Here is a 26,417-nt window from a genome sequence, read left to right as displayed (position 1 = left end):
GATTTCCTTTTTTCCTCCAAGGTAGCCTCTCTATCTCAAAAGGAGTCACACCTTATTTATTTTAAAAATGTGTCTTGACAAAGGGGTCCACTTTACTTAAAGGTCAGATAAATTCTATAAAAAGAATTGAAACATCAAGACAATTTCATTATATCAGTAAAGTTATTAGAGATATTGAAGAATATTTTATTGTTCAAAATGTAAAAGGGATCTCTGACGAAACTTTAAGAAAAGAATATAATCAATTTGTAAAAGACCAGAAAAGTTTAAGGTAGTTACACCTACAATATTTTTTGTTAAATACGGATTTAAGTGATGCTTAATTACAATAGTCTTTTCGTTCAATTCAAATTTTTTTCTTTTAATCTAATGAAAGCAGGAAACTTTTAAAGTGCAGTTTTTCTAAAAGGTTGCGATAACAATACCTTTCTTACAATCTTCCTGTAAAAGACGATGATGAAAAAGTAGCTTTTACTATATCGGTTAAGCACTGCCAAGCTGCGCAAACGACGATGAAAGATGATAAAGGAAAGCAGCTGCCCGTGGTTCACATGAATCTGCAGTTGAAGGAAAGCATCGAAGATCAGTTGTATCGGTATTTGATAGAGGCGTAAAAAGCTGTTTCGCGAACATTTGTTCTGTTAACACTCAAAATATAAAAGGAGCGATCCAGCAGGTTGGGACGGGCCTCAAGAATCCGCTGGGGCTCCTTTATTATTAATCCATCGATATTTTTCTAAGTTCTTAAAGTATAACATGGCTGCTGTGTGTAATACATGAAGACGACGGTTTTTTTATTGCTGTTCCAGGCTCTCCAGTCTGCCTTCCAGCTGAAGGACCCGTTTGTTTAACGCCTGCGTTTCATAATCCCGTGATGTCAAGCGGCCGCTGAACTCCTGTCTTACGTTGGTCAGATCTTCAAGGGCTTCGGTCTCCAGACGCAGTATCGATGTTTCGATGCGTTCCAGTCGTTCGACCGTTTTCTTCTGGAACTCTCCGGGGTGGTCGGCGAGTTCGCTTTTCAGGCTGGAAAACTCCAAGTGGTGGGCATTCAAGTCATTCTGCAATCTGGAAAACTCAAGACGATGGGTGTGAAAGTCTTCCTGTAAAGCGGTGAACTCCTTCTTGAATTCGGTCAGCGTCTCCATCACAGCGTCCAATTTCTGTTCCAGATTCTGGTCCATGATTGATCCTCCTGCTTGGCGGGATTTTTTACTATTATACCATAGATGATAGAAGCATTTGTCCGGATTTTGTTAGAATAGAGGAAAATGATAAAAGAGAGGTGCATGGTGATGACCCGTCCTGCGAACCTGCATGAGCTGGTAGATGAGGTGTCCGTTTCGGTTGAAGGGTTTAAGGCATTTTTGAATCGAAAGACGGGCGGGGTTGTGACGGCTACGGAAGATGATCTTCGCGAGGCGGAGATGCTTGATCCTGACGCAGTCTATACCGATGAAGTGAGGCAGACGGCGGTAAACATTGAATATGATGATGACGATGTGTACTTGGAGCTTCCGGATGACAGGGAAGTGGATGAGTACGGCATGATGGAGGAATTTATTTTAACCCTGTCTGATTCTAAGCAGAGGGAGGAGCTGGAGCTCGCGATTCGGGGGAAAGGTGCGTTCCGGCGTTTTAAAGATAAGGCCGCGGAGTTTGGTGTAGAAAAAGAATGGTATGCGTTCCGTGATAGATCGCAACTGGAAGTGGTACGGGAGTGGTGTGAACGGCACGGGATCCCGTATACCGAGTAGAAAGGTTGAGGCTGATGGTACAAGAGGTGAATTTGATGTCGTTGATGGAGGCTGTCCGATATGTGCCGGACGGGGTGACGTCGTTTCTGCACCGGAAAACGGGGGAGGTGGTGCGGATCAGCGATGACGTGCTGCGGCGGGCACAGCTGCAGGCGGCGGATGCGCGTGATGACGAGGAATTCCGCACGGCCGCCCGGGTAGTGGCGGCGACAGAGGATGATTACCTGCCGCTGCCGAACCGGCTCGAGGTGGATGAGTCCGCGCTGATGGAGGCATTTGTCCGGGAGCTTTCCAACCCGATGATGCGGACGATGCTGGAGCGGGAGTTGACCGGGACGGGGCGGATGCGCCGTTTTCAGGACCGCGTTGTCGAGCTTGGTCTGCAGGAAGACTGGAACGCGTTCCGGATCGATGGGTATCTCGAATTTATGCGGCAGTGGTGCCGGGCGCGGAGTGTGCCGTATACCGAGTAAAAATCGAGTCAGACATCTGGAGAATCGATGCAGAAAACCCGTTGATGTCTCAGAATCGATAGATAAAAGAGGAGAATCGATACCATGCTGCTGCCTATTGTCCTTACAGCCGGCATTGCTGCGTTGAGTGAAGTCATGTCATACATACTGCGCCGGCGCGGCATTGTCGAACTGCCGGAGTCCGATCCCGGCTACGTCAATAAACGACACAAATACATAGATAAAGCATTGTATGTTGTTGAGATCTTTGTTGTAGTTGTAACCATAACCGACTTTCCTTCCTACCGTATCTTGATTTTCCTCCTGCCGGTGCTTCACTTTGCGTACCGCGCTGTCATGTGGCGCCAAACCTCGGGAGGACGGTGGACGTATCTCCTGAGCGTCGTCCCCGCGGTTCTGTTTTTAACCGGCGCAGTACTGTACGGTTTTTTCACTATAGGATAATCCTGCGGCATCGGGCAGAAAAAGTCGGGAAGCGGGGTGCTGTTGTTGTTACGATACAGGAGAAAGGAGGTCATCGTGTGGATTCACTGCAACGGATGAACGACGCGCTCCGCTATGTGGAGGAGCATCTGGCTGACACGATTGATATGGAAGAAGCGGCGCGGACCGCTTATAGTTCGGCTTACCATTTTCAACGGATGTTTTCGTTTCTTGCCGGGATGACACTGGGTGAGTATATCCGCCGCCGCCGCTTGACCCTGGCGGCTGTCGAGCTGCAGCAGGGCGGTGCGAAAGTTGTGGATACCGCGGTGAAATACGGATACAACTCGCCGGATGCTTTCACGAGGGCGTTCCGGGCGCAGCACGGACTGTCCCCCTCCCGCGCGAAAAAGGCGGAGGCACCGCTGCAGGCTTATCCCCCGATGACTTTCCAGTTAACTATACAAGGAGGAGAAAGCATGAAGTATCGTATCGTACAAAAAGAATCGTTTTCCATCGCCGGATTGAAAAAAAGGGTGGCCGTGCAGTTCCACGGGGTGAGCCCTGAGATTGAGGAAATGTGGCAGTCGCTTGACACAACGAAAATCCAGGAGCTGAAAACTTTGTCCAACACCGAACCTTCCGGCTTGATCAGCGCGTCCACCCATTTTTCCGAAGGACGGATGGAGGAAAACGGGACGTTTGATCACTACATCGGCGCGGCGGTGACAAACGACGTGCCAGCGCATTGGGATGAACTGCGCGTTCCGGCGTCGGAATGGGCGGTATTTGAAGCCGCCGGCACGTTTCCGGATGCGCTGCAGGACGTCTGGGGCCGGATTTATTCGGAATGGTTTCCCGGTTCCGGCTATGAAGTGGCGGAAGGTCCGGAGATTCTCTGGAATGAAAGCAGCAACACGACATCCGCCAATTTCCGCAGTGAAATCTGGATACCGATCCAGCGGGCATCGTCTTAAGTTACGTTTGTGCCTCTCCGGTGATGTCTAAACGTAACGATGAACTTGTCATGGTTACGTTTAGAGGCAGCTTTGGATGAACAAACGTCATCATGACATCGCCATGGTTACGTTTACCGGGAAAAAAAGACGGCAAACGTAACTATGACGCTTGTTTTACGGACCGTACTGCCGCAAAAACGATTAATCCTCGAGCCAGTTATGGTCAAGAAACGCAGGTCTTGGGATGCGGCGCGGATGGGGGTGCTGCAGGCGTTCTTTGATCTGGCGGTATTCATATTCCCGGATTAAGGACTCCACGACTTTTTCCATGTAGGCGGAACCGTGCTTCACGCAATTGTCTTTCCATTTGTGATGAATTAACCAGGAAAAATTCAAATAGCTCATATATTTATATTTTTCTTGTTTAAAAAATTCTAAAGAAACAGATTCCCCGGACGCGTCTGACGCTTCAGCGCTTGCGTTTGAAGGAGTTTCAGCGTTTGGGCGGTCTGCAGGGGACGGGCTGCAATCCGACGTATACGGCAAAATCGCGATGACGTTGCTGCTGCTTCCGCCGTGTGTTTCACGCATGACCGGGATGCGGCGGATCATCTTTTTTTCTTCGAGAGCGGCCAGGGCGTAGTTCACGGTGCGCGGGCTTTTTCCGACCGCGGCGGCGATGGTTTTCACTTTCATCCAGCTCGTGCCGGGGTAGGAGAGCGAGCGCCGGGCGAGCAGGCAGAGTACCGCGTCCTCTGTCGACTGCCAGGTGAGCGTGCGGCGGTGCTGCTTGACGTGCCGGTCCATCTGGTCGATCGAGGAAAAATAAGAATAGCGGACAGCGGTTTCCATATGGGCATTGGATTGAATTTGTTTCATCGGTGCATCCCCCTTTTTCTTTTATATAAGGAGAAAGTAGAAAAAGAGGGGGAGTGATGCAGGTAAAAGTAGAATCGATGCAGTTTCTGCCGGAATCGAGGCAGAAACACAGGGCTTCAAAATGGATAGGAGGAGATTTGTTTGGCTGGCATAACAGGTTTCGGTGTTTTTTTACTGACCGCTTTATTGATGAATATCACCCCGGGGACGGACACGATGTACATTGTAAGCCGAAGCATGTCGCAGGGCAGGAAAGCGGGTATGTATTCGGTTCTCGGCATTTCCACCGGGGTACTGGCGCACACTTTTTTCGCCGCTGCCGGATTGTCGGTCATCCTTGCGAATTCCGCCGTGTTATTCACGACGGTAAAAATAATCGGTGCCGGCTATTTGATCTATCTCGGTCTGCGGACGTTTTTCCAGACATCATCCGATTTTCATGTGACGAAAACGGCGAAGATATCGAACAAAAAAATATTTACCCAAGGATTTCTGACCAATATCACCAATCCCAAAGTGGCGCTGTTCTTTCTTTCGTTTCTGCCTCAATTCATCGCAGCGGATCACAACGGACCGGTCCCGTTTATTATTCTGGGACTCTCCTTTGTCTTCACCGGCACATTGTGGTGCCTGTTTATTGCGATTTTTGTTTCCTCGGTAACACAGAAACTGAGAAATCATCCAAAAGTGGAAGGTATGATGAACAAAATAACAGGCATCCTTTTCATCGGACTGGGTATTAAGCTGTTTCAGACGAAAGCATCGTAACAATTGAAGCAGAAAAGGAAAGAATCGATGCAATAATCCAGAGAATCGATAGAGAAAACTGGAGAATCGATAGGGAAGGGCAGAAATCACGCGAGAATCGATAGGGAAATCAGAGAATCGAGTGATAAATCCGGAGAATCGATAGGCAAAAAACCCCGAGGACGCTGGTTGCGTGTATCGGGGTTGAACATTTACTTAAGATCTTACTGCTGCTTTTTTGGTCATCTGCCAGATCAAGAAAAAGACAAGCGGGATTAGCAGCACGGCGGCTGTTATGGAAAGAACGCCCGCCACCGCACCGGATTCCAGGGATAATAACATGGAGAGCGCCTCGATGGTTTCGAATCCCCATAACATATCAGAGACGGCTGTGAGAGCAATCCCCCCTGCGGCAAATCCTATGCCGGGAAGCCATCCATAGCGGTGAAATCCTGCTCCAATCATCCAGCCGGTGAAATGATGCATGATCAGATTGAGAAAACAGATAGGAAGAGCAGCAGCCATGCCGATATTCAGGCTCATGACGGCATCCGTGTTTATCATCGAAGACCATCCCATCCCATTCATCGCAGCATACTGGATGCCTGTAAGAACCCCGGCGGCGGCAGTCAGACCGGCCGCAAGCAGCACAGCCGTCACCGCATTGGCGGTAAGAAATTGTTTCCGCGTCACGCCAAGCTTGATATACGTATCCAGAAAAGAATACGAAAGAAAAATCGCAATCACGAGCATAAACAGTTTCGCCGGTTCGTAGAAAAAGGTCAGGAAGTTTGCGGGAGTATTCCCCTGTGCGGTAACAACAATCATGACAATGTATAACGCAGCGATTGCAGCCAGCAGCGAGACGGCCCATTTTCCCTGCCTTATAGACAGATCAGCGGTCAGCTTCCATTGAATGTTTTTCACCGTTGTTCTCCTCCTTCGTTACGTGTATAAATAAATCCTGTAGAGACAACGGAGCGATGTCCAGCCCCTGTTCCTGCGCCTGACGCTGTTTTTCTTCCGAAAGTTCCCCGTGAACCATCACCGATGTCGTACCGCCGAGACGCCGGACATGCAGCTGCGTCAAGTCCTGCGTGAAGGCTTCCACTTGATTGGTTCCACCGGTAATCCAAGCCCCCCATTTCATCGGTTCATCATTGGTTTCGTGCAAAAGCAGCCGCCCCTCGTGAATCATCAGAACTTCATCGAATAAATAGTCCATTTCTGATACAAGGTGGGTCGATAGTATCATCGTCCGCGGGGAGCGGGCCTGGTCTTCCAGCACTTCTTCGTAAAAAATTTCCCGCGCCGGTGCATCCATGCCGGTGTAGGCTTCATCAAAGATGGTAACCGGCGACCGTGCGGCAAGACCGAGGATTACCTGCAGCGCGGACTGCATACCTTTGGAGAGCTGCTGAACAGGCATATCCAGAGGGAGTTGGAAACGTTCAGCCAGATGCCTGGCATAGGCTTTGTCAAAATGAGGGCGGAAACGGGCGGTGCGCTCTATCAATTGCTGTGCTTCATCCCTGTCATCTTTGAAATCTTTATCAAAAATATACGAGACATAAGGCATGATCCGCGGATTGTCAAACGGGATGACGCCATTGATTTGAACCGTTCCGGACGTTGGCTGCCGGAACGAAGCCAGAAGAGACAGCAGGGATGTTTTTCCGGCTCCATTTCGTCCAATCAGTCCATACACTTTTCCTCGCTCCAAATGAAAAGATACATCTTGAAGCGCCTTCGTCTTCTTATAGGTCAGGGAAACGTTTTTGAATAACACATCAAATGTCATCGGCATTTCTTCCTTTCGCGTGTTGGATGAGCGTATTCACTTCTTCCTCCGAGAGCTGCAGATTGCGTGATTCTTCCACCATCGGAAGTACGTAATCATGAAAAAAAGCATTCTTGCGTTTTTCCGTTACTTTCGATTTGGCGCCTGCTGCGACAAACATGCCGACCCCTCTCTTTTTGTAAATGATTCCATCGTCCACCAGTAAATTGATCCCCTTGGCTGCTGTCAGGTGATTGATTTTATAAAACTGTACAAGTTGGTTGGTGGAAGGAATCTGGTCTTCTTCCTGGAGCTGGTCATTTACAATCTGGTCCTCGATGCGGTCCCGTATCTGCTGAAAAATCGGTTTGCCACCCTCAAGCCCCTTATTCACTGGAAACTCACCACCTTTATAGAGCCAGTTGTTATATGGTTATATAGTTATGTATATAAGTATAACACAAAAACGTGCTATGTAAATATCAAGATGCATCGCGTAAACCGATGCAGAAAGGAAAGAATCGATCGAGAAATCCCGGGAATTAATAGAAAAACCCGATACAGCATAAAACTGCATCGGGGTTCGTTGTTAGGTAGCTGACATGCCACCGTCAATGTAATATTCGCTGGCGGTAATAAATTTGCTTTCGTTGGAAGCGAGGAAGAGAACGAGATTGGCGACATCTTGGGTTTCCGCGTAGCAGTTGAGAGGAATCGCCTCTGTCAAACCTTCTTTAACTGCTTCAGCGTTGCCAGGATTCATACCGTTTTCAAGAGAACGCATCATGCGGGTGTTAGTCGGTGATGGGTGAATGGAATTAACACGGATATTATTCGTTGCTCCTTCTAGAGCAGCTGTTTTGGTAAGTCCAACGATACCGTATTTCGAACTTATGTAAGGGGAAACACTAGAAGCCGTTGTCATTACGGCTGACGAGGACATATTGACAATACTACCGCCTCCTTGGTTAGTCATATGTGGCATAATGTGTTTTAATCCGAGGAACATTCCTCTTACATTTACTCCCATGACTTTATCAAAGTCTTCGACGGACTGTTCGGTGATCGGAGCAACTTTCCCTTCAATACCAGCGTTATTAAAAAATATATCAATGCGGCCAAAAGAATTGATGACTTTTTGGACATATCGGGCTACATTGTTTTCATTGGATACATCGGCAGAGATGGTGAGCACGTTGCCGAGTTCTTTCAACTCGTCTTTTGTTTGCTGCAGTGTTTCTTCATTCGTACCAACAAGTGCGACATCCGCTCCTTCTCTCAGGAAAGTTTCAGCTGTCGTTTTGCCGATACCACCGTTGCCGCCTGTGATTAAGGCTTTCATGTTATGTAAACGTGCCATAATAATTACCAACCTTTCAATTAGAAGTTAATTCACTATTCCCTGCTCTATATTCATTAAACATAGTTCTGAAAAAGCAGATGACAGCTGGCTAAAACCCTGTATACTGAGGGAAAAGACAGAGAAAGAGGGGATTATCCAATGACGACTGAAAAGGAGAAAATGATCAACGGCGCAATGTATCTGCCTGATGATACGGAACTGCTGCAGGAGCGGAAAGAAGTGAGACAGAAGGTGCGGCTGTATAACAATACAGGGGAGTTCGAAGAGGATAAACGAACCGGGATGCTGCATGATCTGCTGGGTTTCGCGGGGAAAAATGTCTACATGGAACCGGGTATCCGTGTTGAGTACGGGTACAATACGTACGTTGGAGACGATTTTTTGCCAATTTTAAGGCTCAACACCAAAATCTATGGTTGACTCATGTAATTTTCGTTACAATCTGTAAGAATTCGTTGCTTAAAGACATTTGGATTTCTCGTAAGATAGTGTCGGCGTTGCAATGCTTTGATTTTATTATGACGCCCTTCCACCACCGCATTGGTAAATCGTAAACGATGATAGTTCATGATTTCTTTCTCCCAGTTTTTCAGGGTCTGCAGGTAAGATTCTACAGCTTTGTGCTGGATGGCATGGCTTTGTTTGTACCATTCTTGAAGCATGTAGCTGGCTTGTTTGACATCAAGATTTAGATCATACCAATCAACGAAATAGCATTGGGCCAGTTTAGAATGGTATCCGATCAGTTCCTGAACAAGCGTATATTCCTTGTCCGACAGTTCGTCGCCACGCTTGCCAAGGAGACGATAATTCTTTTTGAGCTTTTTCCGTGCCTGGGGAGACAACTTCTTTTGCACATCCCGGCGAACTTCCTGGAGGGCATCGGTTACGTATCGGTTAATATGAAAACGGTCGGCGATACGAATCGCTTCCGGAAACTAGGACTGAATGACCTTGTGATAAGTAAAACTCATGTCCATAACAACAACAGGATCCAAGGCATGGATAGAAGGATACTGGTTGGCATATTGCTGTAAATCATCAGCTGTTCTTCCAGGGATCACATCCAGAAGACTTCCGCCTTTCAAGTTATGAATCCCCGTGTTGTACGTATGTCCTTTACGGATGGCAAAGTCATCAATCCCCAGAACTAAGGGAGAGCGATTAAAAGCCTCTTGAAAGTAGGTTTGTTGAACGGTCTTGCTTTCGACGGCAAGTCCTGCTTTAAACAGGCGTTCCACCGTGCTGTAAGGGGATTCTTCGAAGACAGCCAAACTTTTGACCGTTGTTCCCCTTCCTTTTTGAAGACAATGATCTTCAAAAGCAATGGTATACTGTTTTTTGGGGCCACAAAGTCATAGTGCCAAACGAAATGAGCTCCACCACGTTGACACTGTAAAGAAACTGCAGGAATCCGCAGGTAGGTGGGACATACGCCCATGGGTAAATGATGAACTAGACGGTTATAGGGCACGCCATTGCGCTTCACCTGGTCACTAAGGCAAATAGGACAAGGCTGCGTGTGGGCTGTCGGTACCACCTTAAAAATAAGATTTTTTTCATCCAAAGAAGCTTGAACAATATCTACATCTGGAATATGAAGCATTTGATTGATACAATGAATGTGCACTTAATTACCCTGTTATGTATTTGGTAGCACATTTATCATAATAAGGGGGACAGGTGCTTTTCATTTATTTGGCGCCACTACCATATATGTCCGAGTTTTTAAGCAATAGATTTTGGTAAAGACCTATAAATATAATAGAAGAAATTGTCGATAGATGGTAACTGTGCTATAGTAAACTTATGGTTTTTCATTTTTGTTTGCTAACAAATCTATCATATTTGCAAGTTTAGAGATTCTATTTAAAAATTTTGTAGGTATTGTAAAACTTTGAATTAATCTGTTAGAATAAAACTAACAATTGGTAATAAAGAAAATTTTCACTATAAACTTGTTATCTTTGTAACTGTGTAGCATGAAATAATAAGTATCTTAAAAAAGGAGGGTTATTATGGATGCTGCATCAGGTCTTATAGGAACAGTGTTGAATGTAGTTCAAAGTCTTTTAGGTTCCACTCCTCTTGGATAACGATTTCGTCAGAGTAATCGTATCAAAAAGTGATTAGGAACTGTTTAGTTAATCAATAATATTAGAAATGGAGGATTATTATGGATGCTGCATCAGGTCTTATAGGAACAGTGTTGAATGTAGTTCAAAGTCTTTTAGGCTCCACTCCTCTTGGATAATGTTTTACTTGAATCCAAACTTATTAGAGCAATCAGTTTTTAATCCAATTGAGGATAAATGTAAAAAGAGACAGTAAAAGCTGTCTCTTTTTACATTTAACAATCTACCACATGTAAAGTAACTTTCCATAAACATTTTTTGTTTTATTACCCCTGAATTTATAAGAATTTGGAACAAAACCAGTAAATATTAGTAATTAAAGGTACGGCATCCGATAATCTAATTGGAACCCGTACCCTTCTATTGTTTGAAGTTTTTTCAAACAATAAGGGATCCCTTTGTATTATCGGCTCTACAATAAATGTTGGGGTTTTAAAACAGTTTCGTACTTAAAAAATACTCAAGCTCCTTTATCTTTTATACTTGAATTGTCCAGAAACAAGAAAGGATAGGAGTTGCGTGTCTATGCATTTTACCATGAATGTACCCGGTTTAGAAGAATTCAACGTGATGAAAACGGAGACGGTAGGCTCTACGTATTATATTTATGTGGAAAAGGAACGAAAAGCGCACAGATGCCCGGCATGCGGGGAAAGGACCAACTGTGTTCATGATTACCGTATACAGAAGATCCAACATTTGAAGATGTTTGAACGGACATCGTACCTATTTTACCGAAAGCGGCGTTATGCCTGTTCCTGTGGGAAGAAGTTTCCGGAAAAGACCCGTGTGGTGGATCGTTATCAACGTCACACAGTGGAATGGAATCAAGCATTAGGTCTTCGAACCATTCAGGGTAAGAATTTTAAAGATACCGCAGACCCGTTTCATACATCCCCTTCAACAGCTATGCGGCGGTTTGACCGTCTGGCGGCGCCCATGATCCAGGAAGTGAAGGAACTACCCGAGGTCATTGCCATTGATGAGTATAAAGGAGATACAGATCAAGGGAAGTATCAAGTCCTTATCGCAGATGGCCGAACCGGGGAACCTCTTGATATTCTGCCGGATCGCACCGCCGCCACTATCAAACCGTATTTACGGGAAAAAGGGGCGAAGGTGGAGATCGTGGTGATGGATACGAGCCCTTCTTTAAATCCGCTGTCCAGCAGGCATTAGGATCTCCGACCATCATTGCGGACCGTTTTCATTTCTGCCGTTATATTTACTGGGCTCTGGATCTGGTTCGCCGAAACGTCCAGAAGGACTTTCATGAATACGATCGCAAGAAGTGCAAACGCATGAAACATGTTTTTCACAAACCCCTCGAAAGCCTGAGTGAGAAGCAGCACTGGTATTTAGGGCGGTATCTGAACTTATCCCATGAGCTGACCGATGCTTATCAACTGAAAGAAATGTTCCGCTCCTGGTTTGACCAGGCCAAGCAGGAACAAGAAAACCCGGGACTAGGCATCAAAGAAGGATTATATGCTTTTTGACAAAACTGACGTATTCCGCCCGGCTGCCCATGCCGTTCATGATTTTCTGGATGAGTTCTTCGTACTGAAAATCGCTCGTCTGCTTGAAGGATTCCGTGATCATCGTGAAAGTCTCTTCGGTTGGAATCCGCTCGAATACCGATCCGCCGATGTAACCTATAATGTCCGTGCCGTCGTACATAAACTGGACGTCGATCGGTTTATTGACAGGTCCGCCGTAAATCATTTGAATCACGTTTGGATTCACGTGCGTGCAGGACTCGAAGATGCGGGCGGTTTTCTGCTTGGCGGACTGGAGCGAGAGGATTTTTTTCGAGCCTAACGCACCGCCTGTCAGTCCCAGATGGACGCATATCACGTCAGCTCCGGCGCGAGCCATATCCACCGCCTGGGTTTCATTGAAAACAAACGCTACCGTGAACAGCTCTTTTTCACTTGCGATTCTTATCGCTTCGACTTCTTTATCAAACGTAATCCCTCGTTCTTCCAGAGCTTCGCCGAATACACCGTCGATATGCCCGACACTCGGGAAATTATTCACACCGGAAAAGCCGGTTTGCTTGATCCGCTCAATATAATCTTCAAGATGAATGGTTGGATCGGTGGCGCAGAGGCCGAAACAGATAGGAATGTCGCGGGTGATAGGAAGAAGTTCCGTCGAAGCGAAATGCATCACGACGTCATTGCTGTTGGCATACGCCAGAAATCCGGCGAGCGAGCTGACCCCCATCTGCCGGAAACGTCCGGAGCTTAACGCCAGCAGAAAATCCGCTCCGCCTTTTTCGACATTTTTGGCGGTCAGGCCGGAACCGGCGGCGACACCGATAAGCTGCTTGTTCGTGTGTATCTGCTGGTGAAGCTTGGTTAACGTGGCTTCTTTCTTACTCATCAGACCCATTCCCCCGGTTTTCGTTTTGGTAAGTCACGGCGCACGGCAGGGGAGGTCTTGAGAAATACGGCATACGCCTCATCATACAGCGCGCGGAGGTCCGGGTCCGGTTCATACACCGCGGATTCCCGCGGATGCAGGTGGTCGTCGGCGAACGCTTCGTATCCACTCGACCAGCCGAGGGAACAGAAAGCGGTGGCGGCCGTGCCGAGGGCGGTCAGGTAGCCGCTCTCTTCCGGGACGCGTACTTTCCGGCCGGTGATATCGGCAAGAATCCGGCACCACGCGCTACTTCGGGTGCCGCCGCCGATCAGGGTGATGCTGCCGGGAACGCTGCCGGTGAGGGATTCGGCGATATAGCGGAGGGAAAACGTGATCCCTTCCACGACAGCCCGCATCATATCTTCTCTCGTCGTATCAGGCCGGATGCTGTGGTAGGTGCCGGATAGGCTGGAGTCCTGTACCGGAAACCGCTTGCCGTACAGGTACGGCAGAAAGAGCGCACCGCCTGCACCGGGACGGGCGGCAGCGATGGCTTCATGAAAGGCGTCGTACGAGTCATCGGGCATATAGATCTGTTTGGCCCAGTCGTACACACTGCCGGCGTTCAGGAGCGGAGCGATCGAAATATAGCGGTCCGGCACGAGGTGGGGCAGGGTAAAAACACCGTCCGGCGCGGCGTCCGGTTCCGCGGCGGGCACGGCGGTCCATCCAGTCGTACCGATATAAAAATAGCTGTCACCTTCCTGGACGGCGGCCGCTCCCATCGTAGCCGCTCCGGCATCCCCGGCGCCGCAGAGGACAGGGGTTCCGGAGGCGAATCCCGCCGGTGTATGGTCTACGGTGACCCCAGCCGTTTCTTCAGGAGTGAGCAGCTCCGGCATGGTAAAACGGTCCGCCCCGAGCGCTTCCAGCACACCTGGGTGCCAAGCTTTGCGTCTGATATCCATAAGTCCTGTCGTCGCACCCGTAACCGTATCGGTGCAGACGGCTCCGGTCAGTTTGTAGATAATATAATCTTTGGCGCTGAACACGACAGCCGCCGCTGCTTCGTCCTGCAGGGCGAGCTGGCGCAGTTTGGCGGCGGGGGTGGAAGCCGCGGCGGCATTGGAAGTAATGCCTTCAAGATCCGGCAGCTGCTCCCGGATCCACGCGGCTTCCTCCCCGGCGCGCATATCGGAGTACAATATCGCTCGGTCTGCCGTGCCGTCCGCGCCGATCATGATGACATCTTCCATCTGCCCGGTCAGTGTCACCATCTGGACGGTCTCCGGCGGGAACTCCAGCCGGCGGAACCAGTCATCGGCAATAATTTTCACCCCGGTCCACCATTCCTCCGGGTTCTGCTCGATACGCCCGTCCCCGGGTTCCCGGGTCGTCACCGGAATGCTCCGTTCGGCGTCGATCGCGCCGTCTTTTCTCATTAACAATCCTTTCACCGCTGTCGTTCCGATATCAAAAACCGCAATTCTATCCATGACTGTCCGCTCCTTCGTCTAATCTCTTAAGAAAATCGTAATACATCTTGTCATGGAAAGAAAGACAGCATCAAAAAAAAAAGCCCGGTATCTCCTGCGGGAGGGATACCGGGTGCGTGTACGTTCAGCTGAAGTAGCTGGAAAGGAATTCGGTTGTCTGTTCCGGCGTTTTGGCGTCGGCGCTGTGGAGGTGGCCGATTTTCTCCCCGTCCTTGAATACGAGCAGGCTCGGAATGCCCATTACTTCATATTGTTCGGCAAGATCCGGGAAGTTATCCCGGTTGATTTCGTAAACAGGCAGCTGTTCAAATTCCTCTTCCACCTCTGGAAAGAACGCATCCATTCTGTGGCAGTCGGGGCACCATCCGGCTGTGAATTTAATAATCACGTTGTCCGGCGATGCAATCGTCGACTGAAACTGTTCCAATTCCTGAATGGTCTGAGTCATGTATAATCCTCCTTTGTCTTCTTAGGCTGAAATCCATGATAACACAGCACCCCGCCCGATGATATTCATACAAACTGTAATAAAAGTCTGTCCTAAGGGAATTCTTTTTGATAGAAAGTATGATAAAATGGATGTAAAAGGAAGAGGGGTGGCGCGCACATGAGAGATGTATTGATTTTCGACATGGATGGGACACTGTTTGACAGCAGGCAGCTGCTGAGCCAAGCCATTGATAATACCCTGCAGTATGCGGTGGAACAGGATCTCCACGAACATAAAAGCTGGACGGAAGCGGACCGGGTCGCCGTAATCGGTCTTCCGTTTTATGACGCGTTCCGGTGGCTGCTGCCGGAGGCGTCCGCAGAAACACTGGAGATGCTCGAGCCGGTGCTGGACCGTTTTATCCTGCATGAGATGGATAACGGGGAAGGCAGCCTGTACGAAGGGGTGCCGGATACGCTGCGGCAGCTGAAAGACGAAGGGTACCGACTGTATGTCGCAAGCAACGGCAACGCCGAATACGTCCCGTCGGCCATTGAACGGGAAGGGCTCACGGATTTATTTGAAGGGATTTATTCCGTGCAGCAGTACCAGGCCGTCAGCAAAATCAATCTCGTGCGCCTCATCCTCGATGATGCGGGAAAAGACGCGGTCATGATCGGCGACCGCGCCTCCGATATCGAAGCCGGTCAGGAAAACGGGCTTCCTGTCATCGGCTGCCGCTTCGGCTTCGGAAGCGAAGAAGAAGTGGCTACCGCCAATGAACTGGTCGACCACTTTTCCGACATACCGGCCCTGCTGAAAGAAAAACAGATCTAATTGGGTGACACACCGGACCTCGCTTTAAGGGGTCCGGTTTTTTTATGTACCGGCGGGGATGATGCGGTGCAGGCGCGGATCGATAGCTGAAATGGCAGAATCGATAGGTAAATCCGGAGAATTGATAGGGAAATCGCGAGAATCGATAGAGAAAACGGAAAAAAGGGGGAGAATCGATATAGAAACACGTGCTTTGATAGAGAAATCCCGCGAATCGATATAGAAATCGCGGGGAACGTGACAGAGGCGCAGCCGTTTTTCCTGAATGCTCTGCCCAAGATTTTATTGACGGGCATTCTACTCATCGATACAATGTACTTAAGAGTGAAAATCATTATCATTATCAATAGAAGAAGAACATAAATGTGTTGAGAGTGACGGAAATGGATCTGGAAGGAGGCGTGCCGGATGGGGACGCTGGAAGCAAAGGAACTGACGTTTTCGTATGAAGATACACCGATTCTGGATAACTTGTCGGTGACCGTGCCGGAGGGCGAAATTACCGTATTCATCGGCGGCAACGGCTGCGGAAAGTCGACGCTGCTGCGCTCTATGGCGCGTATCCTGCGGCCGCAGCAGGGCACGGTACTGCTGGAAGGCGCCGGCATTTCCCAGTTGAAAACGAAAGACGTCGCGAAAAAAATGTCCATTCTGCCGCAGGGGCCGTCCGCGCCGGAAGGACTAACCGTGGAACAGCTTGTGCGGCAGGGAAGGTATCCCCATCAGGGCTGGCTGAAACAGTGGTCGCCGCAGGACGAAGAAATGGTGCAGGAAGCGCTTCGTGCGACGTCCATGCAGGACCTCGGCAGCCAGCCGGTGGATGCGTTGTCCGGCGGGCAGCGGCAGCGCGCCTGGATTGCGATGACGCTTGCACAGGGGTCCGATACGCTGCTGCTTGATGAGCCGACGACGTATCTCGATATGGCGCATCAGGTGGATGTGCTCGATCTTTTGTTCGAATTAAATGAAACCGAAGGGCGTACGATTGTGATGGTCCTTCATGATATGAATATGGCGTGCCGCTATGCCCATCATCTTGTGGCGATGCAGGACCGCGATGTGTATGCCGAGGGCCGTCCGGAAGACATTATGACGGAATCTCTCGTGCAGCACGTCTTTCAGATGAATTGCCACGTCGCGGCTGACCCTTTATTCGGCACGCCGATGGTGATCCCACATGGAAAGGGGCGCAATGCCAATGGAACCGTTTCTGCTGTCCGAGCGAAATGAAACCCTTCATGCCCATACATTGACTGACGAAGCAGCCTGCCGCCGTTATTTGGAGAAAGTGCAGCAGAAGATGCAGGCGCCGTCGCTTTTGACAGCCGCTTCCCAGTTCTCGAAAAGATACGCCTGGTTCGTCGTCCAGGCTGCTTTTTCTCCGATGACGCTCGAGGGACGAAAGCCGCTTGTGACACTGGGTGAATCGCAGCTTGTGACGGACTGGAGTGCCGAAAAATGGAGCCCGGTCTTTGAACCCGGCGACACTCCGGAAGCTTCCAGAGAAGAAGAGGTGCTGCGGGAAGTGTTTACGCGCCACCTTACGCCGATCTGGCGCACGCTGCACGCGGTGAGCCGTGTCCCGATGCCGATTCTCTGGGAAAACACCGCGATTCGCGTATTCTCGCTGTATGAGAAGAAACTGAACGCCGCGGAGGATGCTCCTGCCCCGGAGAAGCTGCAGCAGGATCTGTCTTCCATCGTGCAGGACGCACCCGGCGAGGTGTTTGATACTTCATTTAACCCGCTGCGTCCGTTCTACACCTCCAACTTCGAAAACCGGCGCGGTACGGACGTCCGTGTCCGGCAGACGTGCTGCTTTGTCTATGAAACAGACGGCGGCCGCTCCTGCTGTAAGGTGTGCCCGAAATTTCATAAGCTTTGACCAACCCCCGGGATGATGCGCATTCCGGGTCTTTTTATGCAGAGATACGTGCCTGGAAGCGGGGCGGACATGTTGGGATTTGTGCGCAAAGCCCGGGGCACGGGGATCAAGGCGGAGCCGTTTCTCCTGCATGTTTAGGTTTGTCTGAATTTGTGAATGGAATAGGGGAAGAATGATAACGAGGAGGATGTTTAATGCTGACAGAAGTGCAGCTTCATACATTGAAAAATAAATTGCTGGAGCAGAAGGAAGAGAATGATAAGGTACTGCGCGGGGAGAACAGTGAGGCGGCCGGTCCGGACGGGGAAGGTGATTTGTCGAGCGTGGATAATCATCCGGCTGATGAGGCGACGGAGATGGCGGAGCGTGAGACGGATGCGGCGCTGAATAAGCAGGCGGAGGCGCAGAATGAGCAGATTGACCGGGCGCTTGCGGCTATAAAAAATGGGACGTACGGCATTTGTGAGGTGTCGGGCGAAGAGATTTCGTATGAGCGGCTGGAGCTTGTGCCGGAGACGCTGCGGTGCGCAGAACACGCAGACACCGTGTTGGAGGATGATGTAAAGACAGCGGAGGAAGATGTGCTGGATCCACGGGTGAGTCCTGATGATGGAAATGAGGATGAGCGCTATGATAAGGAAGATACGTGGGAAGCGGTCAGCGGTCACGGCACGTCCCAGACGCCGTCGGATGTGCCGGAAGAAGAAAATGCGTACAGCGAATCGAACGATGGTCCGGATAAAGCGTAGGACGCCGGCGTGTTCTCCTGAGTAGGGGAGCGCGCTTTTTTTGTGGGGGTTCGTTGACGTTTACGGACATTTCGTGGTTGAAAGTGTCTGTAATGAAGAAATAATGGACACGTTGCGGGGCGCGGCGGCGGAAAATGTCTGTAATGTTTATTTAATAGACACTTTGCTTGTAAAAGTGTCCCGCAACGGTAAGTTAGAGACATTTTGCGGTGGAAGGTGTCTGTAACCGGGTGCTGGTTTTTTTAAATTCAATGTTGATAATGATTTTCAATTGCGGTAGAATGAGGGTAAGTTAGGAACGGATCAGGAGGGTCACCGCATGAACGAGGAAGAACTGTTTGACGTAACGATCATCGGAGGCGGACCGGCCGGGCTGTATTCGGCGTTTTACAGCGGCCTCCGCGAAATGAAGATAAAAATCATCGAATACCAGCCGTACCTTGGCGGGAAAGTTCATGTGTACCCTGAGAAAATGATATGGGACGTCGGCGGACTGCTGCCGACACCGGGGGCAAAGCTTGTGGAACAGCTTGTCGAGCAGGCGATGACGTTTTCCCCGGAGACGGTGATGAATGAGAAAGTCGAATCGATGACAAAAAACCGTCACGGGCATTTCGTGCTTCATACAACGTCCGGGCGCAAACATTATTCCAAAACGGTCATCACTGCTGTTGGAAGCGGAATACTTAATCCGCAGAAGCTCGATGTGGAAGGCGCGGAAACGTTTGAGATTTCCAACCTCCATTATACGATCAAATCGCTCGAGCGCTTCAAAGGAAAAACTGTCATCATTTCAGGCGGCGGCAACTCCGCGGTGGACTGGGCGAACGAGCTGGAACAGGTGGCAGAGAAAGTATACCTGACGTACCGCAAAGGCGATCTGAAAGGGCACGAAGCCCAGGTATCGCAGCTGCTGGAGAGCTCTGCTGAATGCTTTTTCCATTCATCGATCACCCGGCTGCAGGCCGACGACAATCAGGAAATGATCGACGTCGTGGAGCTGACCAATCATGAAACGGGCGAGGTCGTTGAAGTCGAAGTGGACGATGTGATCGTGAACCACGGCTTTGAACGCGACGCCGAGCTGCTTGAAAACAGCCGTCTCCCGATAGAGATGGCCGACGAGATGTTTGTCGCCGGAACGGTAAACGGCGAGGCATCGGTCGACGGCCTTTATGCCGCCGGCGATATCCTGAAGCATGACGGCAAGCTGAACTTGATCGCGGGCGCCTTCCAGGATGCGGCGAATGCGGTCAACAAAGCGAAGCAGTTCGTACAGCCGGAAGCGCCGGCCGCCGGATTGATTTCGTCCCACAATGAACGCTTCAAAGACAAGAATAAAAGAATTGTTAAACAGATGATGCAGTAACCCATGAGCTGTCCCGGAACACCGGGGCGGCTTTTTTTCTCCTTCAAAGGTTTGGGTGTGTGGGTGCTGAAGGTTAACCGGGTGGATGGCGGTTGTTGGAAAGGCGGCAGGCGTTACAATAGGTATACGGCAGGGTGATTGTGGCGTTTAGAACCGCCGCAGTGAAAGGAAAAAGTCCTTTGGCTTGCTGATGGGGGACAGAACAAGGTACCATATATAAAACGTAAGCTGTTGAACGCCGCAGGATGCTATAGAAAGGAGTCGAAGGAATGACCGAACCTTTCATTCGAAATCACCATTTGAACTTGATTAAAAGACAGGGACGCCATATTCAGCAGAGCTTCCGGGATGTGGAAGATTCCGGGGTGATGCAGGCTGTGAAAGGGCAGGCCGCCGAGCATGTGAAGCAGGTGCTGTCGGCATTGACAGAGGAGCAGGAGAACGTGATTGATCCACTGTCGGATGTGGAGACAAGCATTGGGGTGGAGGCCTTTATCGGGTCGCTCCAGCCTTATGTGGAGTCTTTTCCGATTTTGGATAAAGAACAGATCGGCCGTTTGTTCCCGCATCACAAGAAAATGGAGATGCCGGATCTTGAGGACGTCGATTTTGCGCACCGGACGTACATCGGCTGGAATGACGGCGGACACCGCAAAAAATTCATCGTCTATAATCTCGACGGGGAGCTCGTTGGGATGGAGGGGCGCTACACGCCGACGAAACGGCAGGATTACTGCTATTTCTGCCGGGAGCTGGCATCGGTGATGCTCGTCACCTTTGAGACGCATGAGACGGATGCGGACAATCCGGAATTTTACCGGGCGCTCGGCCACCATATCTGCATTGACAGCGGGCAGTGCAACCGCAATATCAGCGATGTGTCGCGGTTGGACGGATTTGTGCGCAAAGTGCTGCAGCACGGATAATATAAAGGTCCTCTTTTCAGCGAAGGAAAAGGAGGCCTTCTAATACATGCAGAAGGATAGAAGCTTCATATCAGAAGGACAGTTCCCGCTGTCTGTATTAACAAAAAGCTCCCGGCTTAATATGAAGATAGCCGGGAGCTTTTGCATGGTGCGGGGAACGAGCGGCTGCTTACTGTTCGAGCGTGTCATGCAGCATGGAGACGACTTTGGCTGCATGCGCGCGGGTGCTGTCTTTTTTTGGCTGGAAGAGGTTGTCTTCGGTGCCGGTCATGAGTTCAAGGGCAGACGCTTTTTCGACGACGCTTTGAGCGTAGGGACTGATGCTTTCGCTGTCTTCGTAGGAGACATCGGCTGTTTCCACGCTGCCTGCTTCATGCTCGTAGGCGCGCACCGCCATGGCTGCCATCTGTTCTCTTGTGATGGATGCCTGCGGGTCAAAGCTGCCGTCTTCTTTGCCGGTGGTTATGCCGGCTTCGTGCAGGGCATTTACTTCGTCCGCGGCCCATGTCGGAACGTCTTCAAAAGCCTGCGCGGTGTCTGCTGTGTCGAGGTCGAGCATCCGGCTCAGCATGACGGCAAACTGGGCTCTGGTCACGTCTTCGGAAGGTCCGAATGTTCCGTCGGTGTGCCCCTGTACGATGCCTGCGTCATGAAGATTCTTGATGTACGGCTGTGCCCAGTAATCATCGGCTACATCTTCAAAAACCGGAGCGTTTTCACCAGGGTCGGGGGTATTGTCCTCTTCTTCCGGTGCTTCCTCCTCGCCCGGTGCTGCGGTGAATTCATAGAAAGCGACGGTGCCTGTCAATTCATGGGTTGCACCAAGAATGGCACTGCCTGTCGGGCTGTCTTCGGCATGGATGAATGTAAGACCTTCCGGTGCCACATCCCCGCCGATGTCCTCGGTGAAGTCACGGCTTGAGATCATCGTCACAAACGATGCCTGCGCCGGGTTGGTCACATCATACACCATTACACCGCTGAAACGTTCCATACCGGTGAAAGCGTACGTTTTGCCGTTGATTTCGCCTATGATCGATGATTCCGGCTCCGGTCCTTTGGAGTCGCTGCGGCCGTCATATGCGAGTTCTTCGTTATCGGTGTTGAAATGTTCCGGTACGGCATCAGCCGTGATGTCTTCCATCTCAGAGCCGCTGTCGTATACAAGGTTCATTGTGTCAGCGTTAAAAATAGAGAAACTGCGGCCGCCGAAGGTATAGAGAGATTCATACGTGCCGTCAACCTGCCCGTTTTCTGTTGTGATGTTCGTCCCGGCGAGTTTGTCCAGGATGCCGTTATCAACAAGGTTATCCAGTTCTTCCTGGGTATAGCCTTCATAATGATCGGCGTTCAGGTTCACGTTATCCACGACATCCCCGACCTCGGCTTCTTCCGAATACGCGTCGTAATCGCGGGAATCCCCTTCGTTCGGTGTGACGATGTAGGTCTGCCCGTCCACGGTGTACGTGTCGATCGCGTCCGGCATGTAAAGGCCGAGCAGCGGCAGTTTTTCAATTTCTGTCTCGCCGTTTTCCACTCCGTCAAGTTCATTGCCTTCTGCGGAATAGTCTTTCACGCCGAGTCCCTGTACGCTTGTGATTTCAGCGGTATCCAGGTTAATTTCAGCGATGGCGTTGTTTTCCTGCATGGCAGCATAGGCTGTGCTGCTGTCTTCGGAAACGCTGAGATACTCCGGTTCGAGCTGCTGCAGCGCGGTGCCTTCGGAAGCGGTACGGACCTTGTCATCCAGCATATCTTCGGAGAAAGTCAGTGTCTCTGCTTCGAGACCTTCCGCTGCCGCGCCGTCCGCCACATGAATCATGGATACCGACCCTTCCGGATCTGTGCTGTAGTCGGAGGCAGGTTCGCCTTCATTGGCGGTGAGCGCTTTGGTGCCGTCCGGCGTGAAAGTTACCATATCCGGCTGCGCGCCGACTTCCACGTCATTGATGTACTCTCCGTCTTTTGTCAGAAACACGACGTGCCCGGGCTCGGTTTTGGGATCGCTGACAACCGCTACGGCAACGAGATCGTCGGTTGGGTGAGCGGCAATGCTCGTGATAGCTGATACGTTATTCAGTCCGAAATCGCTCATTGCTACGCGTTTGGACGTTTCCAGCTCTTGAAAATCCTGATCCCTCAGAATGCTGACATCAACGATATCAATGCTGCTTTCGGCTCCGTTGGTGACAAACGCCTTTTCCGAAGCCGCGTCGTACGACATGATTTCGGTGCCGGCTTCTCCGGACATGCTGTCATACTGGGCAATCTGCGCGGCATGCAGCACATTCTCCCCTCCGTGTTGGATAAACGGAGGCTGCTCTGCTGCAGCCTGAGCCTGGTACGGAAGAACCGCGCTGAACAGCAGTCCTATTCCAAGCAGTACACGTACTGATTTTTTCATCATCATTCCACCCTTTTATGTATAATCACCTCCTATTCTAATAAGTCAACATAAAGGAAGTATGAAGAAATTATTTTTTTCCTGTTAATATTCTGACGCTGTCTGTCAGGCTTGACATGTCCGTGTGAATCGTTACAATATATATGGAATGAATTAGCACTCGACACAAAAGAGTGCTAAAAAATTGACGGAATGTGTCAGGAGGGAACGAAACATGACCGCAACCAAGCAGTTTGAAGCCGAATCGAAACGACTGCTCGATATCATGATCAACTCGATTTATTCCCAGAAAGAAATTTTCATGCGGGAATTGATCTCCAATGCCAGTGACGCGATTGATAAGATGTATTACAAAGCACTCACCGATGACTCGATCACGTTCAATCCGGATGATTTCTACATTAAAGTGAGTACTGATGCGGACAACCGTATCCTGAAAATCGAGGACACCGGTGTCGGCATGACGCGCGAAGAACTCGAGGAAAACCTCGGTACGATCGCGAAAAGCGGGTCACTTGCATTTAAAAATGAAAATGAAATCGAAGACGGCCACGACATTATCGGCCAGTTCGGTGTGGGATTCTATTCCGCCTTCATGGTCGCCGACAATGTGACCGTGTACACCAAATCCGCCGACAGCAAGGAAGCGTTCAAATGGGAATCCAACGGCGCGGAAGGCTACACGATTGAACCGGCTGAAAAAGAAAACCACGGCACCGAGATTTACATTAAAGTGAAGGAAAGCGGCGAAGAAGAAAGCTATGACGAATACCTTGATGAAAGCCATCTGCAGACGATCATCAAGAAGTATTCGGATTATATCCGTTATCCGATTCTCATGGACGTAACAGAGCAGCAGCCAAAGGAAGACAATGAAGAAGAAACTGTCGAAGTAACAGAAGAAAAAGCCATCAACAGCATGATTCCGCTCTGGAAGAAAAACCGGGACGAGCTATCGGATAAGGATTACGAAGCGTTTTACCAGGAACGCCGCTATGGTTTCGACAAGCCGCTGAAACATATCCACCTGAACATCGACGGTCAGGTCCGCTATCAGGCCGTTCTGTTCATTCCGGAGCAGCCGCCGTTTGATTATTACTCCGCTGAATTTGAAAAAGGGCTGGAGCTCTATTCCAACGGCGTTCTCATTATGGAAAAATGTGCCGATCTGCTGCCTGATTATTTCAGTTTCGTCAAAGGGATCGTGGATTCAGAGGACCTTTCCCTGAATATTTCCCGGGAAATGTTGCAGCATGACCGCCAGCTTCGTCTGATCGCAAAGAACATTAAAAGCAAAATCCGCAATCAGCTGCAGAGCATGCTGAAAAACGAACGCGAAAACTATGAAACCTTTTACCAATCATTCGGCCGTCAGCTGAAATTCGGCATGCAGATGGACTACGGCAGCCACACCGATGACTTGAAAGACCTGCTGCTGTTCTATTCTTCGAAGGAACAGAAAATGGTCAGTCTCGCCGAATATGTAGAGCGCATGAAAGAAGACCAGCAGTACATTTATTACGCGAGCGGCGACTCCGTCGACCGCATTGAAAAGCTGCCGCAGACGGAAATGGTCCGCGACAAAGGCTATGAAATCCTCTACTTCACCGAAGACATCGACGAATTCGCCATCAGAATGCTGTCATCCTATGAAGACAAAGAATTCAAATCCGTCGCAAGCGGTGACCTCGGTATCGAAGACGATGAGGAACAGGAAGAGGAAAAACACGAACAGGAAGAAAACAAGGATCTGTTCGACGCGATTAAAAACAAGCTCGACGGCAAAGTGAGCGACGTCCGCGCGTCCAAGCGCCTGAAGAGCCATCCGGTCTGCCTCGCCGCCGACGGCGAAATCTCCATCGAGATGGAGAAAATTCTGCAGCAGATGCCGGATAACCAGAACATTAAAGCCAATAAAGTGCTGGAAATCAACGTCAACCACGACATTTACCAGTCGCTCAAAGCCGCGTACGACAACGACGAGAACAAACTGGATCTGTACACGAACCTGCTGTACAACCAGGCGCTTCTTATCGAGGGCATGCCGGTCGAAGATCCCGTCGCCTTCACGAACGACATTGTGAAAGTAATGGACTAGCGCCAGCGTGTCACAGTAAAAAATCGAAAAAAAGGGAGGGTGTAAAACCCTTCCTTTTTTTATGTATAATGGGGATGGAGTGGCATTAAACAAGAATTGGAGGTATAACATGAACTGGAGCAGCCTTAAGCCTATGGGGTACTCCGTTTATATGATTGGTCGTATTATGGGAATCGTGTTCCTCGGTTTCCTTCTTCAAGTGTTGTTGGATAATGTCCTGCCGACGTTACATAACTTTTACGAATCCCGATACGGCGGTTTATATGACGGCGGCTTTATCTACTCTCCCCTGTCTTTTTATATGTTCTGGATCTTCCCTGTTGCTTTTTATTCATTTAATCTTCCAAAAAGTAAGCTGTTTCAAGGCATTTTATTCACTACTATTGTAATGCCCCCATTAGTATGGATAGATTATCAGCTTCCCGTAGGGTCTGATAGTCCTTCAGAAACACTCCATGTGTTTCGGCATGCTTTTTTCTCGGTGCCGTTCATGTTTATGTTTCATTTATTTTTACCGGATGCGAAACTCTTTCACGAACCCTGACGCCCAAAACAGCAGTTCTATGAAATGGAGGGGATCAGTGTCGTGTTTTAAGTATAGGGGGAATCTTTAAGTTGAGAATTACAAAAAGAGCAACAGCCATGGCCATATCCATAGCTTCGTTTATTCTGTTTATTATTATAATAATAGACGTGGATCTAGGTGTTTTCTCTCCCTCGTTTTTTGTAGCATTGATACTAATCACTGCTGGAATTGTTATGTTTAAGGAAAATGAGAAAATCGACGGGTACATTGTTACAGTTGGGGCTGGAATATTACTGATTGTATCTATTCTAGAGATAATTGTTGAAGTTGTATAATACATAGAAAATCCCATAATCATTGATAAAAAGACAGAACCTTCAAATCTGCGGTGCGATAAATGTACCACCAATCACGTACACAGATTACAAAGAGGGAGCATTCCTGTTAGGGGAAAATGTGGGTTTTGAACAAAAAAGAGCCCCCTTGGTATAGTACGGAGTGTCCGATGAAAAATCATCGACCTCTAACTCAATAGAACCAAGGAGGACTCACCATGCATTATACGCAAAATGAAAAACTCACGCAAATCACCTCTAACACACTTATTATTGGCGTAGATATCGCCAAAAACAAACAGGTGGCTCGTGCTTTCGATGACCGCGGCTTTGAATTTGGAAAACGAACCAGCTTCTCCAATGATAGGGAAGGATTCGAAGCTTTTCTACGATGGGCAGCCATGCATCAGGAAAATCATCACAAAACCGACATGATTGTCGGCATGGAACCCACAGGGCATTACTGGTTACCACTG

At 49.4% G+C, this 26,417-nt stretch carries 27 protein-coding genes and 2 pseudogenes; 18 read left to right on the top strand and 11 right to left on the bottom strand.

All coding sequences use genetic code 11. From position 1 onward, the window contains the following. Positions 1-476: 476 nt before the first annotated feature. On the top strand, positions 477-614 hold the full coding sequence (locus BM124_RS18630; RefSeq protein WP_139217156.1) for a DUF3427 domain-containing protein: 138 nt from the start codon (positions 477-479) through the stop codon (positions 612-614). A 180-nt stretch (positions 615-794) separates the two neighbouring features. Here the strand turns inward: BM124_RS18630 and BM124_RS17440 are convergent, their stop codons facing one another. Then, positions 795-1,184 carry a hypothetical protein gene (locus tag BM124_RS17440; protein ID WP_093339529.1) on the bottom strand — a complete coding sequence of 130 codons (390 nt, stop codon included), beginning with the start codon at positions 1,182-1,184 and terminating at the stop codon, positions 795-797. Positions 1,185-1,295: 111 nt separating this feature from the next. Between BM124_RS17440 and BM124_RS17435 the strand changes: the two genes are divergently transcribed. The 4 genes from BM124_RS17435 to BM124_RS17420 all read left to right on the top strand — a co-directional run bounded on the left by BM124_RS17435 (position 1,296) and on the right by BM124_RS17420 (position 3,630). Beyond that, positions 1,296-1,757: a UPF0158 family protein gene (locus BM124_RS17435; RefSeq protein WP_212634984.1), complete on the top strand. Its 462-nt coding sequence runs from the start codon at positions 1,296-1,298 to the stop codon at positions 1,755-1,757. Between the two features lie 35 nt (positions 1,758-1,792). Then, complete coding sequence (locus tag BM124_RS17430; protein ID WP_170841213.1) at positions 1,793-2,230, top strand: UPF0158 family protein; 438 nt, start codon at positions 1,793-1,795, stop codon at positions 2,228-2,230. An 84-nt stretch (positions 2,231-2,314) separates the two neighbouring features. After that, positions 2,315-2,674, top strand: a complete 360-nt coding sequence (locus BM124_RS17425; RefSeq protein ID WP_093339521.1) for a DUF4181 domain-containing protein — start codon at positions 2,315-2,317, stop codon at positions 2,672-2,674. Between the two features lie 77 nt (positions 2,675-2,751). Continuing rightward, positions 2,752-3,630, top strand: coding sequence for an AraC family transcriptional regulator (locus tag BM124_RS17420; RefSeq protein ID WP_093339519.1), 879 nt, complete (start codon positions 2,752-2,754; stop codon positions 3,628-3,630). Between the two features lie 183 nt (positions 3,631-3,813). Here the strand turns inward: BM124_RS17420 and BM124_RS17415 are convergent, their stop codons facing one another. Further along, positions 3,814-4,491 (bottom strand): helix-turn-helix domain-containing protein, encoded by a 678-nt coding sequence (locus BM124_RS17415; protein ID WP_093339516.1) that lies wholly within the window; start codon positions 4,489-4,491, stop codon positions 3,814-3,816. 189 nt (positions 4,492-4,680) lie between these two features. Between BM124_RS17415 and BM124_RS17410 the strand changes: the two genes are divergently transcribed. Continuing rightward, positions 4,681-5,259 carry a LysE family translocator gene (locus BM124_RS17410; RefSeq protein ID WP_093339534.1) on the top strand — a complete coding sequence of 193 codons (579 nt, stop codon included), beginning with the start codon at positions 4,681-4,683 and terminating at the stop codon, positions 5,257-5,259. A 195-nt stretch (positions 5,260-5,454) separates the two neighbouring features. Here BM124_RS17410 and BM124_RS17405 read toward each other — a convergent pair whose 3' ends face one another. From BM124_RS17405 to BM124_RS17390, 4 genes are all read right to left on the bottom strand, one after another. Then, the gene (locus tag BM124_RS17405) at positions 5,455-6,165 is read right to left on the bottom strand and encodes a hypothetical protein (RefSeq protein WP_093339514.1); all 711 of its coding nucleotides are present in this window, start codon (positions 6,163-6,165) and stop codon (positions 5,455-5,457) included. Further along, a complete protein-coding gene (locus BM124_RS17400; protein WP_093339511.1) occupies positions 6,134-7,039 on the bottom strand; it encodes an ATP-binding cassette domain-containing protein in 906 nt (301 codons plus the stop codon). The genes BM124_RS17405 and BM124_RS17400 overlap by 32 nt, the downstream gene beginning before the upstream one ends. After that, positions 7,029-7,412: a GntR family transcriptional regulator gene (locus BM124_RS17395; RefSeq protein ID WP_093339509.1), complete on the bottom strand. Its 384-nt coding sequence runs from the start codon at positions 7,410-7,412 to the stop codon at positions 7,029-7,031. The genes BM124_RS17400 and BM124_RS17395 overlap by 11 nt, the downstream gene beginning before the upstream one ends. Before the next feature lie 195 nt (positions 7,413-7,607). Beyond that, positions 7,608-8,360 (bottom strand): SDR family NAD(P)-dependent oxidoreductase, encoded by a 753-nt coding sequence (locus BM124_RS17390; protein WP_244504396.1) that lies wholly within the window; start codon positions 8,358-8,360, stop codon positions 7,608-7,610. Positions 8,361-8,519: 159 nt separating this feature from the next. Between BM124_RS17390 and BM124_RS17385 the strand changes: the two genes are divergently transcribed. Next, positions 8,520-8,801: a maltose acetyltransferase domain-containing protein gene (locus BM124_RS17385; RefSeq protein ID WP_093339502.1), complete on the top strand. Its 282-nt coding sequence runs from the start codon at positions 8,520-8,522 to the stop codon at positions 8,799-8,801. Here BM124_RS17385 and BM124_RS19385 read toward each other — a convergent pair. Next, positions 8,792-9,622 (bottom strand): annotated as a pseudogene (locus BM124_RS19385) (ISL3 family transposase). The gene BM124_RS17385 and the pseudogene BM124_RS19385 sit on opposite strands and share 10 nt — an antisense overlap. 1,413 nt (positions 9,623-11,035) lie before the next feature. Here BM124_RS19385 and BM124_RS17370 point away from each other — a divergent pair. After that, a pseudogene (locus BM124_RS17370) lies at positions 11,036-12,012 on the top strand (ISL3 family transposase); the annotation flags it as partial. On the opposite strand, the gene BM124_RS17365 reads toward BM124_RS17370, so the two are convergent. The 3 genes from BM124_RS17365 to BM124_RS17355 form a co-directional block, all read right to left on the bottom strand. Then, positions 11,990-12,904: a phosphoenolpyruvate hydrolase family protein gene (locus BM124_RS17365; protein WP_093339493.1), complete on the bottom strand. Its 915-nt coding sequence runs from the start codon at positions 12,902-12,904 to the stop codon at positions 11,990-11,992. The pseudogene BM124_RS17370 and the gene BM124_RS17365 overlap by 23 nt on opposite strands. Next, on the bottom strand, positions 12,904-14,382 hold the full coding sequence (locus BM124_RS17360; protein ID WP_093339491.1) for a xylulokinase: 1,479 nt from the start codon (positions 14,380-14,382) through the stop codon (positions 12,904-12,906). Before BM124_RS17360 ends, BM124_RS17365 begins: the two co-directional genes overlap by 1 nt. 124 nt (positions 14,383-14,506) lie before the next feature. Continuing rightward, positions 14,507-14,830 (bottom strand): thioredoxin family protein, encoded by a 324-nt coding sequence (locus BM124_RS17355; RefSeq protein ID WP_093339489.1) that lies wholly within the window; start codon positions 14,828-14,830, stop codon positions 14,507-14,509. A 159-nt stretch (positions 14,831-14,989) separates the two neighbouring features. Here BM124_RS17355 and BM124_RS17350 point away from each other — a divergent pair, with 159 nt between their 5' ends. The 6 genes from BM124_RS17350 to BM124_RS17325 all read left to right on the top strand — a co-directional run bounded on the left by BM124_RS17350 (position 14,990) and on the right by BM124_RS17325 (position 20,578). Then, positions 14,990-15,649 (top strand): HAD family hydrolase, encoded by a 660-nt coding sequence (locus tag BM124_RS17350; RefSeq protein ID WP_093339486.1) that lies wholly within the window; start codon positions 14,990-14,992, stop codon positions 15,647-15,649. A 408-nt stretch (positions 15,650-16,057) separates the two neighbouring features. Next, positions 16,058-16,879 (top strand): ABC transporter ATP-binding protein, encoded by an 822-nt coding sequence (locus BM124_RS17345; protein WP_093339484.1) that lies wholly within the window; start codon positions 16,058-16,060, stop codon positions 16,877-16,879. Next, the gene (locus BM124_RS17340; protein ID WP_170841210.1) at positions 16,848-17,534 is read left to right on the top strand and encodes a hypothetical protein; all 687 of its coding nucleotides are present in this window, start codon (positions 16,848-16,850) and stop codon (positions 17,532-17,534) included. Before BM124_RS17345 ends, BM124_RS17340 begins: the two co-directional genes overlap by 32 nt. A gap of 194 nt (positions 17,535-17,728) precedes the next feature. Then, positions 17,729-18,283, top strand: coding sequence for a TraR/DksA C4-type zinc finger protein (locus tag BM124_RS17335; RefSeq protein ID WP_093339479.1), 555 nt, complete (start codon positions 17,729-17,731; stop codon positions 18,281-18,283). 319 nt (positions 18,284-18,602) lie between these two features. Continuing rightward, the gene (locus tag BM124_RS17330) at positions 18,603-19,652 is read left to right on the top strand and encodes an NAD(P)/FAD-dependent oxidoreductase (RefSeq protein ID WP_093339476.1); all 1,050 of its coding nucleotides are present in this window, start codon (positions 18,603-18,605) and stop codon (positions 19,650-19,652) included. Between the two features lie 269 nt (positions 19,653-19,921). Beyond that, positions 19,922-20,578: a FusB/FusC family EF-G-binding protein gene (locus BM124_RS17325; RefSeq protein ID WP_093339473.1), complete on the top strand. Its 657-nt coding sequence runs from the start codon at positions 19,922-19,924 to the stop codon at positions 20,576-20,578. Between the two features lie 169 nt (positions 20,579-20,747). Here BM124_RS17325 and BM124_RS17320 read toward each other — a convergent pair whose 3' ends face one another. Then, positions 20,748-22,982, bottom strand: a complete 2,235-nt coding sequence (locus tag BM124_RS17320; protein WP_170841209.1) for a choice-of-anchor I family protein — start codon at positions 22,980-22,982, stop codon at positions 20,748-20,750. A gap of 214 nt (positions 22,983-23,196) precedes the next feature. Here BM124_RS17320 and htpG point away from each other — a divergent pair, with 214 nt between their 5' ends. From htpG to BM124_RS17300, 4 genes are all read left to right on the top strand, one after another. Continuing rightward, positions 23,197-25,080 carry a molecular chaperone HtpG gene (gene htpG / locus BM124_RS17315; RefSeq protein WP_093339468.1) on the top strand — a complete coding sequence of 628 codons (1,884 nt, stop codon included), beginning with the start codon at positions 23,197-23,199 and terminating at the stop codon, positions 25,078-25,080. A gap of 109 nt (positions 25,081-25,189) precedes the next feature. Continuing rightward, positions 25,190-25,624 (top strand): hypothetical protein, encoded by a 435-nt coding sequence (locus BM124_RS17310; RefSeq protein WP_093339466.1) that lies wholly within the window; start codon positions 25,190-25,192, stop codon positions 25,622-25,624. Positions 25,625-25,695: 71 nt separating this feature from the next. Then, positions 25,696-25,941, top strand: a complete 246-nt coding sequence (locus tag BM124_RS17305) for a hypothetical protein (RefSeq protein ID WP_093339464.1) — start codon at positions 25,696-25,698, stop codon at positions 25,939-25,941. 218 nt (positions 25,942-26,159) lie between these two features. Beyond that, positions 26,160-26,417 (top strand): IS110 family transposase (locus tag BM124_RS17300; protein WP_139217155.1); only part of this gene is annotated, 258 nt, incomplete at its 3' end.

Origin of the sequence: Salibacterium halotolerans (genome assembly GCF_900115625.1) — a bacterium.
Classification (GTDB): Bacteria; Bacillota; Bacilli; order Bacillales; family Marinococcaceae; genus Salibacterium; species Salibacterium halotolerans.
Note: the sequence above shows the minus strand (reverse complement) of the source record. Positions and strands in the feature narration are given on the sequence as shown.